The sequence below is a fragment of the Streptococcus infantis genome (assembly GCF_047464215.1).
Taxonomy (GTDB): domain Bacteria; phylum Bacillota; class Bacilli; order Lactobacillales; family Streptococcaceae; genus Streptococcus; species Streptococcus infantis_P.
In genome coordinates this window covers 93,192-106,929 of the sequence record NZ_JASHCG010000004.1, presented here as the reverse complement: position 1 = coordinate 106,929, position 13,738 = coordinate 93,192, and the positions used below count along the sequence as shown (strand labels likewise).

At 41.6% G+C, this 13,738-nt stretch carries 13 protein-coding genes; 4 read left to right on the top strand and 9 right to left on the bottom strand.

The window, feature by feature from the left end; genetic code table 11:
- Window positions 1-18: 18 nt before the first annotated feature.
- From QM469_RS03795 to QM469_RS03785, 3 genes are all read right to left on the bottom strand, one after another.
- Window positions 19-711 (bottom strand): sugar transferase, encoded by a 693-nt coding sequence (locus tag QM469_RS03795; RefSeq protein ID WP_075231481.1) that lies wholly within the window; start codon window positions 709-711, stop codon window positions 19-21.
- 106 nt (window positions 712-817) lie between these two features.
- Window positions 818-2,560, bottom strand: coding sequence for an ABC transporter ATP-binding protein (locus QM469_RS03790; RefSeq protein ID WP_414276447.1), 1,743 nt, complete (start codon window positions 2,558-2,560; stop codon window positions 818-820).
- A complete protein-coding gene (locus QM469_RS03785; protein WP_153225479.1) occupies window positions 2,550-4,295 on the bottom strand; it encodes an ABC transporter ATP-binding protein in 1,746 nt (581 codons plus the stop codon). Before QM469_RS03785 ends, QM469_RS03790 begins: the two co-directional genes overlap by 11 nt.
- A 262-nt stretch (window positions 4,296-4,557) precedes the next feature.
- Here QM469_RS03785 and QM469_RS03780 point away from each other — a divergent pair, with 262 nt between their 5' ends.
- Window positions 4,558-5,385, top strand: a complete 828-nt coding sequence (locus QM469_RS03780; RefSeq protein ID WP_414276448.1) for an exodeoxyribonuclease III — start codon at window positions 4,558-4,560, stop codon at window positions 5,383-5,385.
- A gap of 11 nt (window positions 5,386-5,396) precedes the next feature.
- Window positions 5,397-5,783 carry a bleomycin resistance protein gene (locus tag QM469_RS03775; protein ID WP_414276449.1) on the top strand — a complete coding sequence of 129 codons (387 nt, stop codon included), beginning with the start codon at window positions 5,397-5,399 and terminating at the stop codon, window positions 5,781-5,783.
- 64 nt (window positions 5,784-5,847) lie between these two features.
- On the opposite strand, the gene QM469_RS03770 is transcribed toward QM469_RS03775, so the two are convergent.
- From QM469_RS03770 to QM469_RS03755, 4 genes are all read right to left on the bottom strand, one after another.
- Complete coding sequence (locus tag QM469_RS03770; protein ID WP_006152721.1) at window positions 5,848-6,252, bottom strand: PaaI family thioesterase; 405 nt, start codon at window positions 6,250-6,252, stop codon at window positions 5,848-5,850.
- A 69-nt stretch (window positions 6,253-6,321) separates the two neighbouring features.
- Window positions 6,322-7,803, bottom strand: coding sequence for a UDP-glucose--hexose-1-phosphate uridylyltransferase (locus QM469_RS03765; protein WP_414276450.1), 1,482 nt, complete (start codon window positions 7,801-7,803; stop codon window positions 6,322-6,324).
- Entirely contained in the window at window positions 7,803-8,462 is a 660-nt protein-coding gene (locus QM469_RS03760; protein WP_371608457.1) for an HAD family hydrolase, read from the bottom strand. Before QM469_RS03760 ends, QM469_RS03765 begins: the two co-directional genes overlap by 1 nt.
- Window positions 8,463-8,473: 11 nt before the next feature.
- The gene (locus QM469_RS03755; protein ID WP_371608456.1) at window positions 8,474-9,652 is read right to left on the bottom strand and encodes a galactokinase; all 1,179 of its coding nucleotides are present in this window, start codon (window positions 9,650-9,652) and stop codon (window positions 8,474-8,476) included.
- 168 nt (window positions 9,653-9,820) lie between these two features.
- Here QM469_RS03755 and QM469_RS03750 point away from each other — a divergent pair, with 168 nt between their 5' ends.
- Window positions 9,821-10,822 carry a LacI family DNA-binding transcriptional regulator gene (locus QM469_RS03750; RefSeq protein ID WP_414276451.1) on the top strand — a complete coding sequence of 334 codons (1,002 nt, stop codon included), beginning with the start codon at window positions 9,821-9,823 and terminating at the stop codon, window positions 10,820-10,822.
- Between the two features lie 216 nt (window positions 10,823-11,038).
- Here QM469_RS03750 and QM469_RS03745 read toward each other — a convergent pair whose 3' ends face one another.
- The gene (locus QM469_RS03745) at window positions 11,039-12,076 is read right to left on the bottom strand and encodes a zinc-binding dehydrogenase (RefSeq protein ID WP_414276452.1); all 1,038 of its coding nucleotides are present in this window, start codon (window positions 12,074-12,076) and stop codon (window positions 11,039-11,041) included.
- Window positions 12,077-12,155: 79 nt separating this feature from the next.
- Window positions 12,156-13,058, bottom strand: a complete 903-nt coding sequence (locus QM469_RS03740) for a cation diffusion facilitator family transporter (RefSeq protein ID WP_414276453.1) — start codon at window positions 13,056-13,058, stop codon at window positions 12,156-12,158.
- A gap of 132 nt (window positions 13,059-13,190) precedes the next feature.
- Here QM469_RS03740 and QM469_RS03735 point away from each other — a divergent pair, with 132 nt between their 5' ends.
- Window positions 13,191-13,736: a TetR/AcrR family transcriptional regulator gene (locus tag QM469_RS03735; protein ID WP_414276454.1), complete on the top strand. Its 546-nt coding sequence runs from the start codon at window positions 13,191-13,193 to the stop codon at window positions 13,734-13,736.
- The last annotated feature ends 2 nt before the right edge of the window (window positions 13,737-13,738 follow it).

Below are 13,738 nucleotides of genomic sequence, written 5' to 3'. Positions count from 1 at the left end.
ATTCACTCTTGTGATTACTTATTTTAAAACTTCAAATACAGTCTGGAACATGATTTTGATATCTCCGAAGAAATTAAAATCACGTAGGTAGGCTAGATTATAGTGCATCTTTTCTGGAAGGACTCTTTCGACATAAGCTTGGTCGACCGACATACCTTTTGCAGTCATTTGACTAATAATGGCATCCTCGTCCTTATAGTTAATGCTGGCAAGCGATGTAATCCCTGCTGGCAAGAGCAAGGTAGCCATCATTTCAGGGCTGTACTGCTCAGTATAGCGTGGTACTTCTGGACGAGTTCCCACAAAGGACATCTCTCCTTTGAGAACATTGACCAATTGTGGAAGTTCATCCAAACGAACACGGCGAATGAAATTTCCAACCTTGGTGATACGGCTGTCATTGGCAGAAGTTACTAGACTTCCTTTCTTGTCCGCATCCGTCACCATGGTACGGAATTTCCAAATCTTGAAATGTCGGTTGTACTGGGTTACCCGCACTTGCTTGTAAATGACTGGACCCTTGCTATCTAGCTTGATCCAAATGCTTAGAATTAGAAATACGGGTGAAGTCAAGATTAACAAGACCAAGGCTAGAAACAAGTCTAGACAACGCTTGAGAATCAGTGAACCTTTTCTTCCAGAGACGAGCTGGTAGTATGGTTTTACCTCGCTCAATTGCATCTCCTGAGGTAGTTCATCCCATTTCAGCATGCACATTCTCCTCTGTTTTTAATATGTAATCTTTATTAACATTCTACATTATACCACAAAATGAAAGAGGCGGTGCAAGAAATCTGTATTTTAAAGGAATTCTTCCTTAGGATAGAGCTCCTGCTTGTAAACTATACATCTTGTGATAGGTACCTCCCAGGGCTAAAAGTTCCTCGTGTGTGCCGCTCTCGATAATTCGTCCCTTGTCTAGAACATAGATACAGTTAGCATCCTGAATGGTAGAAAGACGATGGGCGATGGCAATGGTCGTCCGGCCCTGTCTCATCTTGGCTAGGGAATTTTGGACCAAGGCTTCTGTTTCAGAGTCAATATTAGCTGTCGCTTCATCCAAAATCAGAATTTTCGGTTGACTGGCAACAGTTCTAGCAAAGGCAAGTAGTTGACGTTGTCCAGTAGAGAAACTCGAACCACGCTCAGATACAGGGGCATCATAGCCTAATGAAAGATCCCGAATGAAAGAATCTGCATCGACAAATTCTGCCGCAACCTTAACCTGGTCATCGCTGATATCTTGGTACATAGCGATATTGGACTTGATGGTCCCATGATAGAGGAAAGGTTCCTGTAGAACCAGACCGATATTTTTTCTCAATTCCTCTTGGCTATACTTACGAATATCCACTCCATCTAGGAGAACTCGACCAGACTGAAATTCATAAAAGCGCATGAGAACATTAATGATAGAAGATTTCCCAGAGCCAGTATGCCCGACAAAGGCGATGGTTTCACCTTTATTAACCGTAAAAGAAATATCATCGAGAATCTGGTGTTTTCCATCATAAGAGAAGGACACATGTTCAAAACGGATATTTCCTTCTCTAATCTCCGCTTGTGCATTTTCTTGGGCCGGTTCATAGTTGGATTCATCGATGAGTGCAAAGACACGACCTGCTGAAACCATGGATGTTTGAAGGGTAGAAAAGTTCTGTGTCACCTCGATGAGGGGATCAAAGAGACGATTGATATACTGGATAAAGGCATACATGGTTCCTGCCGTTATTCCTAGATAGAGACCGCGATAGCCAAAGTAAGCCATCAAAACCGCATATCCCAACAACTTCAACAAACTCATAGCTGGACGTAAAAAGAGAGAATCCAAGGCTACTGAACGGTTAGCGTAGACTAGGTGTTCCTGATTTATCTCATCAAACTCTTCTTTCAGGCGTTTTTCTTGGTTAAAGGCTTGAATAATACGAATTCCTTCGATATTTTCTGCCAGCTTACTGTTAATATCTGACAGTAGACTTCTGGTTTTTTCAATGACCTTGACCGATTTTTTACGGTAGAGATTGACCAAAAGGAAAATCAAAGGTAGGAAGAGCAATACTAAAGCAGTCAGACGATAGTCCAGAACTAACATGGTATAAAGGGTCGTCACGAATATAAAGACTGCCGAGATAAAGCTGGACAAGATCCCCGAAAACATATCACTGATAGTCTCGGTGTCATTTGTCAAACGAGAGACAATAGAGCCTGCAGGCGTTTTATCAAAGTAAGACATGCCTAGCTTCTCCATATTAGCAAAGGCATCACGTCGGATATCTCTAACGATGCTGTAGGACACGCGCGCAAAGAGGATGTTCCCCACATATTGGACAATGGTTTGAAGAATGTAGAGACCATAGTAAACTAGCAAAACTGTAACAGCAAGCTGATTAAGGTTGTTTAGATACTGGTCGATAAAGTGAGAAGCTACCAGGGGGATAATACTCTTGATAACAGTCGTCGTAAGGAGAAAAGCTAAGGCTAAAAAGGTGAGGAGACTATAGGGCTTGAGATAAGACAACAAACGCTTCAATACAGCCCATTGTTCTTGTTTATTCCGCATCTTCTTCTCCTTTCATTTCTAACTGTTGAGACTGGTAGGTCTGGGCATACCAACCATCCAAGGCTAGTAAGTCTTCATGCCTACCTCGTTCAATGATGCGACCATCCTGCATGACCAAAATCAAATCTGCATGAACAACTGCGCTAAGACGATGGGCAGTGATGATAGTCGTTTTATCTTTGCGAGTTTCCTTGAGATTATCGATGATTGCGAACTCTGTCTTAGCATCCACAGCTGACAAGGAATCATCTAAAATCAAGATATCAGGATTTAAAATCATAGCCCGACTCATAGCCAGACGTTGCTTTTGCCCGCCAGATAGACTAACACCTTTTTCCCCGATAACTGTATCAAACCCCTCAGGCATGGCTTGAATGTCTTGATAGACTTGAGCCAACTGAGTTGCTTTCTCTACTGCAGAGAAAGGTAGGTCAGGATTTCCAAAACAAATATTCTCTATGATAGAACTAGCAAAGAGAAATTGGTCCTGTGGAACGTATCCCATCAAACCACGTAAGTCAGCTAGTCGATAGTCACGAATGTCATGACCATTTAGATAAATAGCTCCTTTGTCAACGTCATACTCACGTAGGAGCAATTTAATCAAAGCTGTTTTCCCTGAACCAGTTTGTCCAACCAAGCCTAAGGTTTGCCCTTTTTCGAGGCTAAAATGGATATCTTTCAGCGTCTCTTCGTCTTCAAAGGCAAAACGATCAATGGCATAGTCTAAGCGCCCATTTTCAATCCCGTTAAGTGGAGATGCTGGGTCTTTGACAGGTGACTCTTGAGACAAGATGCTCTCAATTCGTTGATAAGAAACCTTCCCTCTTTGAGTAATATTAAAGAGGAAACCAATAGCCATCAAGGGCCAGACCAACATATCCAAGTAAGAGATAAAGGTGACAAGATTCCCAACGGTTACTTGTCCCGCTTGCACCATAAAGGCACCGACTAAGAGAGTTAAGGCATAGGAAGAACCAACAAAGAGTAGAACCATGGGGTCAAAGAGACTATCATATTTCATAGTTTGCAGATTCTTTTGGAAGGTCAAATCATTGACTTCCTGGAAAGATGCCAATTCATCAGACTGATAGCCAAAGGACTTGGTTACCTTGATACCTGATACAGATTCTTGAACCTTATTGTTGAGTTCAGAAAAGGCTGCCTGTGATTCTCCGAAAGCCTTATGGGTCTTTCTCCCCAGACGACTAGTCGCATAGGCCATAAATGGCAAGGGCAGAATGGCAACCAAGGTCATCTGCCAAGAAATGCTAAAGAGCATAGTCAAGAGAGTTACCAAGGCTGTGATAGAGGCATCCACTGCCATCATGACACCACCACCTGCTAAACGAGTCAGAGCATTGATATCATTGGTTGCGTGAGCCATCAAATCCCCAGTCCGATAACTCTGATAAAAAGCGGGAGACATCCTTGTAAAATGTTCAAATAGTCTTGAACGCATGATTTGTCCAAGTCGGTAGGAAGTCCCTAGGATATACATGCGCCAAACATAACGCAGATAATACATCCCGAAAGCTGCCAGCAGGAGATAAAAGAGATGGAGCAGGAGCTCATCTTGTGTTAATCGTCCCGAAGTAATGGCATCAATCACGCGCCCCATGACCATAGGTGGGATAAGGTTTAGTACAGAAACCAAAACCAAAGCTACAATTCCAACTAGGTAACGGCGTTTTTCTAATTTAAAAAACCACCAGAGTTTTTGGATGATGGACATAAAATTCCTTTCTAATAACAAATGGAAACCTGAGGCGACTGCCTCAGGTTTTTCCTATTCATAGGTGATGACACTAACTTAAACTTTGTCATATTCAGCGATAAAGATACTCAAAGGAGTAACATTTCATTTATTTTCAATCCTTTACATAAATCATTCTCTATTATATAGGAATGACCTGGATTTTTCAAACTATACGCTGGGGAAATACTTCTTTTTCTGGTATAATATTGTCTATAATCTGAATGAAAAGGTAAACATTATGAAACTGATCTCATGGAATATTGATTCCCTAAACGCTGCACTCACGAGTGACTCTGCGCGTGCGAAATTATCACAAGATGTCCTCCAAACCTTGGTAGCCGAAGACGCTGATATTATCGCCATCCAAGAAACCAAGCTTTCAGCTAAAGGTCCTACTAAAAAACACCTCGAGGTGTTGGAAGAACTCTTCCCTGGATATGAAAATACTTGGCGTTCCTCTCAAGAACCTGCTCGTAAAGGTTATGCTGGAACCATGTTTCTCTATAAGAAAGAACTCACTCCAACTATCAGCTTCCCAGAAATCGGTGCACCTTCTACCATGGACTCTGAAGGCCGTATCATCACTTTAGAATTTGATACATTTTTCGTGACTCAAGTTTACACACCAAACGCTGGTGATGGACTCAAACGCTTGGAAGATCGTCAAGTCTGGGATGTCAAATATGCGGAGTACTTGGCTCAACTAGACAAGCAAAAACCTGTCCTAGCAACCGGGGACTACAACGTTGCCCACAAGGAAATTGACCTTGCCAACCCAGCCAGCAACCGTCGTTCACCAGGATTTACAGACGAAGAACGTGAAGGATTTACAAAACTTTTAGCCAAAGGATTTACAGATACCTTCCGCCATGTTCACGGAGAGGTTCCAGAACGCTATACTTGGTGGGCACAACGCAACAAGACTTCAAAAATCAACAACACAGGCTGGAGAATCGACTACTGGCTCACAAGTAATCGTGTCGCTGACAAGGTTACCAAGTCAGATATGATCGACTCCGGTGCCCGTCAAGACCATACACCGATTGTCATGGAGATTGATTTCTAAGGAGAAAACGAATGGACTATCAAGCTGTCATCCCTGAATTTGTCGTATCGGATATCGAGAAATCGCGTCACTTCTACTGCGACTTATTGGGATTCTCTGTCGAATACGAGCGTCCAGAGGAAAAATTCCTCTTCCTTTCACTTGAAGATTGCCAGCTAATGCTAGAGGAGGGGAGTAAGGAGGAACTAGCTGAACTGAACTACCCCTTTGGTCGTGGAGTCAATATCTCCTTTGGCATAAAGGATGTCCCTCGAGTCTATCAGAAAGTAATCGAGTCTAACTATCCTATTCATCGTCCTTTGACTAAAAGAGAATTTCGTGTTGGTGAACAATATATCTACCCTCATGAATTTGCAGTTTTAGACCCAGATGGCTATTTTTTAAGATTTAGTGAATAGGATAATAAAGCATTAGAGTGGGAAAGTAATAAAAAAAGAGGCATGTGCCTCTTTTTTATGTTTCCTATATCCTCACCTGTCTATCTTCAGACCGTTGTCCTGTGACAAACATGGTGAAGGTTGCCTTGCAGACATTTCGGCCATCTTGGTTGATGATGTCAACATCGACGACACAAGTGGTACGTCCTTGATGGACACATTCTCCTTTGATAGTGAGAACATCTCCTAGATTTCCGGCTTTCAGATAGTTGATGGAAGACTGGAGTGTCACTCCGTCTAAGCCAAGCGAAATCACCACAAGGCCACTAATTTGGTCACAAAGGGTAAATAGATAGCCTCCATGGGCATTCCCATAGTAGTTGAGTGAGGAGTCCACTACTTTTGTTGTCACCACCACGTGACCGTCTCTCATTTTTTCAATTTCGTAATTTTCAAAGGCAGATATAGCGTCAAAGTGAAAATCTTTCATACGTTCCTCCTGATATTTCAAACGACACTATGATACTACTTTTCAAGACTCTACGCAAGAGAGAAGCACTTATTCGGGCAAAATACCAACCTGCTCCACAAAGCGCATAAAGGCAGCTTGTCCTTCTTCTGTTTGCTTGTAAACTCCTGCATCTTCCAAAACTCGTGCAAAGATTTTTCCAACAGATTCTTGGACGATATTAAGAGCTTGGTCTTTGTCAGTCAATCCAGGATGAGATTCTTTCAACTCATCTGCCCATTCTTGGTGATAATCTGCTACTAGAACATCCTCTCCGACTAGATAAGCTGCTACTTGCTCCACTTCTTCCTTCAAGCGTGGTGGCAAGATTGCCAAACCCATGACCTCTATCAAGCCGATATTTTCCTTCTTGATATGTTGAACATCCTTATGGGGATGATAGATACCATCTGGATGCTCTGGAGATGTTTGATTGTCCCGCAAGACCAAATCCAACTCAAACTGCCCATCTCGTTTACGGGCTATCGGTGTAATAGTATGGTGCGGTATTCCATTACTTTCTGCCAAGACCTGTACACTTGGATCTGAGTATTGACGCCAAGCCAGTAAAATTTTCTCAGCAAGGTTAGTCAGCTCGTCTTTTGAATCCGACGTCAATCGAATCACAGACATAGGCCACTGGACAATTCCTGCTTTGACAGTTTCAAAACCTTCAAAGGTAAAGTTTTTCTGTAAATGAGCCACTTCCATTGGGAAAACATGACGACCACCTTGATAATGATCGTGCGTCAGGATGGAACCACCCACGATTGGTAAGTCTGCATTTGAACCAGCAAAATAGCCTGGAAATTGCTCCACAATTGTTAACAAACGTTCAAAACTTTGACGACTAATCGCCATAGGACGATGCTTGCTATCTAGGAAAATACAGTGCTCATTAAAGTAAGCGTAAGGCGAATATTGGAAGCCCCATTCCTGACCAGAAATATCAAATCGAATAATACGGTGATTGCTTCTAGCTGGATGATTGACACGACCATGGTAACCTTCATTCTCCATACAGAGTTGACATTGAGGATAGTTGCTCGACTTGATCAACTTGGCTGCCGCAATCTCCTTTGGATCCTTTTCAGGCTTAGAGAGGTTGATGGTAATCTCCAGTTCACCGTAGTCAGATGGTACACGATAAGCAATATTCTTTGCGATAGCCTTCAGTTTGATGTAGTCATTCTTCTGACTGAGTTGGTAGAAATCCGCAATTGCCTGCTCTGGTGACTGGGCATAGGTATCCCAAAAGTCACGATTAACCTGACTTGGACAAGGGGTTACCAAATCCATGAGGTCAGCACCGAGAATCTCACGCGCAGCCTGACTATCTTCAATTGTTTCCAATCGAACGGCTTCCTCGACAAGCTGATCTTTTAGTTCAATCAAATCATCCTGGTCAGTCTCAACTTCAAGAACTCCATCTCCCACCAGTGCTAAAACACGATTGGTCAGATAGATACGATCCAACTCTTCAAAGCTACTTTCTGCAATGATTTTGGTCACAAAATTTTCTACTAAGGTCACTAGAAAACCTCCTTCTTACTTTCTAAATAGTCTCTGACAGCATCTAAATCCTGAAAAACTTGTTCTGTTTTATTTAAGAAAGACTGTGCTGGTATTTTTAAATCTGGAATACAAATAACTGGAATCCCAGCTCTAGATGCCGCTTCAATCCCTGCTTCACTATCCTCTAGTACCAAGCAATTCTCTGGTAAAACGTTCAAATCACTACAGGCCTTTAAAAATATATCAGGGTAAGGTTTGCTTCGCTTTACATCTTTTGCAAAAACTAAATGGTCAAATAGTGATAGTATACCATTGCTATCCAATATCATTCTAGCTCGAGATTCAACACTTGATGTTGCTAAAGCGATTGGAATGCCTTCTTTTTGCAAATAAGTAAGCAAATTTTTAGCACCTTTTTTTAAATTTACACCTTTGGCTAAGATTTGAGCTTCCAGTTCATAAACTTTAGCCAAGGTTTGGTCAAAGTTCCAAGGTAAATCATAGGTGTCCAAAAATCGTTGAACATTCTCCTCTTCCCTATGTCCACTGTAGTCTCTAGAATAAGTTTCTTCTGTGAAAGGAATTCCAAAATCTCTAAGCAATTCTTGATAAACTTTTAGAGAAATGATTTCAGTATCGGCTAATAAGCCATCTAAATCAAATATTACAGCTTCCATATCCTTCTCTCCTAGTCTAAAACGCGAGTTCCACCTGCAACTTCAGCGATATAGAAACTTGGAGCGTAGCCAACTACTTCTTCGTAGTGTTTGCCAACAGTTTCTTTAAAGGATTCAACTGCATCTTTTTGAACCAAGGCAATGGCACAACCACCAAAGCCTGCTCCTGTCATACGAGCGCCTAGAACACCTTCTTGAGCCCAAGCTGTATGAACAAGAGTATCCAATTCTAAGCCAGTCACTTCGTAATCATGCTCAAGAGAAACGTGAGACGCATTCATCAAACGACCAAACTTGTCCAAATCTCCTGCTTGAAGAGCCGCTTGTGCTTTAAGTGTACGTTGGTTTTCAAGAACGGCATGGCGAGCACGTTTCAAACGATTTTCATCTTTGATGAGGTAACTGTATTCATCAAAAGCCCACTCATCCAATTCACCCAAGGTTTGAATATTCAAGGCCACTTGGAGTTCTTCTACTGCTTTTTCACACTCAGCGCGGCGTTCATTGTATTTAGAATCCGCAAGTTCACGGCGTTTGTTAGTGTTCATGATAACAACGACATTGTCCTTCAAATCAAGAGGAACCAAGTCGTATTCTAGGGTATTAGTATCTAGGTAAATAGCACGTTGATCTGCTCCCATTCCGATAGCAAATTGGTCCATAATCCCAGAGTTAACGCCGATAAAGTTATTCTCTGTTAGTTTCCCGATTTTAACCAAATCTAGACGGTCCAATTTTAGGTCAAAGAGGTATTCTGCTACGACACCTGTCAAAAGTTCCAAAGATGCTGAAGAAGACAAGCCCGCACCATTTGGGATATTCCCAAAGACATAGAAATCAAAACCTTTGTCAATCACATGCCCAGCTTCTTGCAAGAAATGAAGGACACCTTTTGGATAGTTAGTCCAGTTGTGCTCTTTCTCAAATTTGAGGTCAGCAAGAGGCACTTCGATAATGCCCTTATCCTCAAAGTTGGCTGAGTAGAAACGCAAAACTTGGTCATCACGCTTACGAGCAGCCCCATAGGTTCCGAGTGAAATAGCTGCTGGAAAAACATGACCACCGTTATAGTCAGTATGTTCCCCAATCAAGTTGATGCGCCCTGGCGAGAAGAAGGTTTGGTCTGCTTCTTGACCAAAAACAGCAAGAAAATCCTTGCGAAGTGCTTCAGCAGTAAGATGTTGTGTCATATGAATTCTCCTTTTACGAAATATTAGGTAAAAAAGTTTATCCTGTAATCGTTTTCTTCTATTGTACCCAAGGGTTTTGCTTAGGTCAACATTTTTACCGATATTTTACTAAACTATGAGTAAAAAGGAAGAAAAATATGCTATAATAACCTGAAAAGGAGGGGAATTATGGCTACACTCAAAGATATTGCTCAGCTAGCCTCTGTCTCGATCGCAACTGTATCCCGTGTCCTCAATCGCGATCAGAGTCTATCTGTCACAGAAGAAACCAGACATCGTATTTTAACCGTTGCCGAAGAACTAGGCTATACCAAACATCTCAAAACAGGTGAATCACATAAACTCAAACAGAAAATTGCCATTATCCAGTGGGTCAGTGAACAGGGAGAGTTAGAAGATCTCTACTACTACCAGATTCGACTAGGAATTGAAAATAGAGCCCAAGAATTAGATTATGACATTCTGCGCTATTTTAATGATCAGCCTTTCACGCTTAGTGAAGAAGTGATTGGGATTCTTTGTATTGGGAAATTTAGTCAAGCACAGATTGCATCATTTGAAGAATATCACAAACCCCTAGTATTTTTAGATAGTGATACAATTGCCCTTGGTCATACCTGTGTTATTACAGATTTTTATAATGCTGTTAGACAGGTTGTTGATTACTTTACAGATCATGATCGTAAAAAGATTGGTATCCTATCCGGTCTTGAAACTACTACTGACCATGAAGAAGTCATCGCAGATAAGCGTTTAGATTACTTTATATCCTATACGCAAGAAAAAGGAATTTATAACGAAGAATTCATTTTCCAAGGTCTATTTACTGCCCAATCTGGATATGACTTGATGAAGGAGGCTATCGAAAAATTAGGAGATAAACTTCCACAGGCCTTTTTTGCTGCCAGTGATAGTTTGGCCATTGGTGCCCTTCGTGCCCTTCAAGAAGCCAGCATCAGCATTCCTGAGCGCGTCAGCATTATTTCCTTTAATGATACCATTCTAACCAAGCAAGTGTTCCCACCACTTTCCAGTATCACAGTCTACACCGAAGAAATGGGACGCACAGGAATGGATATTCTGAACAGAGAAGTCCTTCACGGACGCAAAATTCCAAGCCTTACTATGCTAGGAACCAAACTAACTTTAAGAGAAAGTACCTTGCATTAATCACAACAACTGAACATAAAAAATCCTAATAGAGATTCTCAAATCTCTATTAGGATTTTCTTTTTATCCTCAATGAAAATCAAAGAGCAAACTAGGAAGCTAGCCGCAGGTTGCTCAAAGCACTGCTTTGAGGTTGTAGATAAGACTGACGATGTCAGTTACCTATATCTACGGCAAGGTGAAGCTGACGTGGTTTGAAGAGATTTTCGAAGAGTATTAATCCATCACAATCATAGACTTGATAGTCTTGCGTTCATCCATGTCTTTATATGCTTGATCAATCTCGTCCAGGGTATAGCTATCAGTAAAGACACGACCCGGATTGATATCACCGTCAAGAACTGCTTTTAATAAAACTTGTTTATCATAAGTAGTAACTGATGCTGCTCCACCTGCCACTGAGATATTTTGAGCAAAGGTCGAACCAAGCGCACGGTTATTGTAGTGAGGCACACCGACAAATCCCATGCGTCCTCCATTATGGAGTACACCGAGAGCTTGGTCGACGGCTGCTTCTGTACCGACACATTCGAGAGCTGCATCTGCTCCACCACCGAGAATTTCTCGCACCTTGGTAATGCCTTCTTCACCACGCTCAGCCACAACCGCTGTCGCACCTGACTCCAAGGCCATCTTTTGACGGTCTTCGTGTCGACTCATAAGGACGATTTGTGAAGCTCCACGCATCTTAGCTGCGATAACAGCACATTGCCCAACAGCTCCATCGCCAATGACCACAACCTTATCGCCTTTTTGAACATTAGCAACACGCGCTGCATGATAGCCTGTTGGCATGACATCCGCCAGAGTCAAGAGAGACTTGAGCATCCCTTCTGTGTAGTCAGACGGTTGCTCTGGGATTTTAACAAGGGCCCAATTAGCGTAGTGGAAGCGGAGATATTCAGCCTGGAAATTCCCTCCTAGATTATTTCCAATATGATTGTCACAGGAACCATCAAATCCAGCACGACAAGCATCGCATTCGCCACAACCATGAGTGAATGGCACAATCACAAAATCACCGGGCTTGACCGTTGTAATGGCTTCTCCAATTTCTTCAACGATACCAATCGCTTCGTGTCCACTATTTTTGTGACCTGCTTTAATATCTGGATTGCGATAGCTCCATAGATCTGAACCACAAACGCAAGCACGAACTACACGGATAATGACATCATCCGATTCTTGAATGCTTGGACGCTTGATTTCCTCAATGCCGACCTGACCTGCCTTGGTATAAATTGCTGATTTCATTTAAAAATTTCCTCTCTCTATGTAACTACCTTTAGTATACACTTTTTATTTAGCTTTCGCTCACTTATACTACATCTCATTAATGATGATGTTCCTGTCCATGACTTTGACCTACTTCCAACTCCTCCATATTTCGCTTATGGGCTTGGTGTGTTTCTAGGTCTGCATCAACCTCAATGGTGATATTTTGGAAACCACAATCTTTGAGTTTGCTTCGAATGGATTCTTTACAGACCTCCATCTTTTCAATTTCTTTTAGACAAACATGGACAATGGCATTTTTTTCCAAACCATCCATGGTCCAGAGATTGAGCTGATTGATACTAGCAACGTGGTCCAGTTGCTCCAAATCACTCTTTACTCGCTGGATATCCACTCCTTCTGGCACGGCGTCCAAGAAAATCTTAAGTGTAGACCAAAAACGTGGAATAGCTTTTGAGAGAATAAAGATCGAAATAACCAGAGACAAGAGAGGATCTAGGATATACCAGTCGGTAAATCGCAGAACAATGGCCATTAGGATAACAGCCACCCAACCCAGAGTATCTTCCAGAAAGTGCAGGCTCAAAATAGACTCATTCTTGGTTTTTCCCTTACGAACCACTAGACTTGCCAATACATTGATACTAACCGCTATGATTCCTAGCCAGAGGATTCCCTCATCATTGACCGGTTGTGGATGAAAGAGTTTCGTTATATTTTCTAAGATAACCAGAACAGAGCCTGTCATGAGAATCACAGCCGTTATCAAGGCACCTAGAAGGCTAAACCGTTTGTAACCCAAGGTATAGTGGCTGTCTTCTTCACGATTGGAAATTGTTTCAAGAAAGGCTGATACCCCTATTGCAATTGCATCCCCCAAGTCATGAATTGAGTCCGCAAGAACTGCACTCGATCCAAAAATCCCTCCTGCGATAAACTCAACAATGGCATAACTTAAATTCAAGAAAAAAGCTAACCAAACTGTATGTTTTGTCTTCATAATCATCATTCCTTTGTTATAATAGATTCATGAACATCTTGTTCATTATCATTATCTAACATTCATTTCAGAAAGGATAGGAGCAAACTGTTTACTTTGTAAGATACGGAACAGTTTGTTCAAAGTGTCCATATGACTGCTCAAGATCGTCGCATTACCAAGACTCGAAAAGCTATCTATACTGCTTTTTTACAATTACTAAATCAAAAAGATTATGAATCCATCACGGTCCAAGAGATCATCGACCTAGCCGACGTTGGTCGTTCAACCTTCTACAGTCATTATGAAAGTAAGGAATTACTCCTAGATGAGCTCTGCCGTTATCTCTTTCATCATCTTTTTGAACGCGAGGAAAATATTAGCATCGAAGCATATTTGACACATATTTTTTTGCATTTTAAGAAAAATCAAGACCATGTCACCAGCCTTCTTTTTTCAAAAAATGACTACTTCCTTCGTCAATTGCAAAAAGAATTAGAACACCATGTTTATCCCATGGTTGCAGAGGACTTGCAAGTTTCCTATCCTAAGATTCCGGCCTCCTACCTCAAACATTTTGTTGTCAGCAATTTTATTGAAACACTGACCTGGTGGTTAAAAAAAGGAAAATCTTATAAGGAAGATCAAGTAGTGAGATTTTACTTAGACGTCATAGAAATGACAACCAAACAAAAATAGAT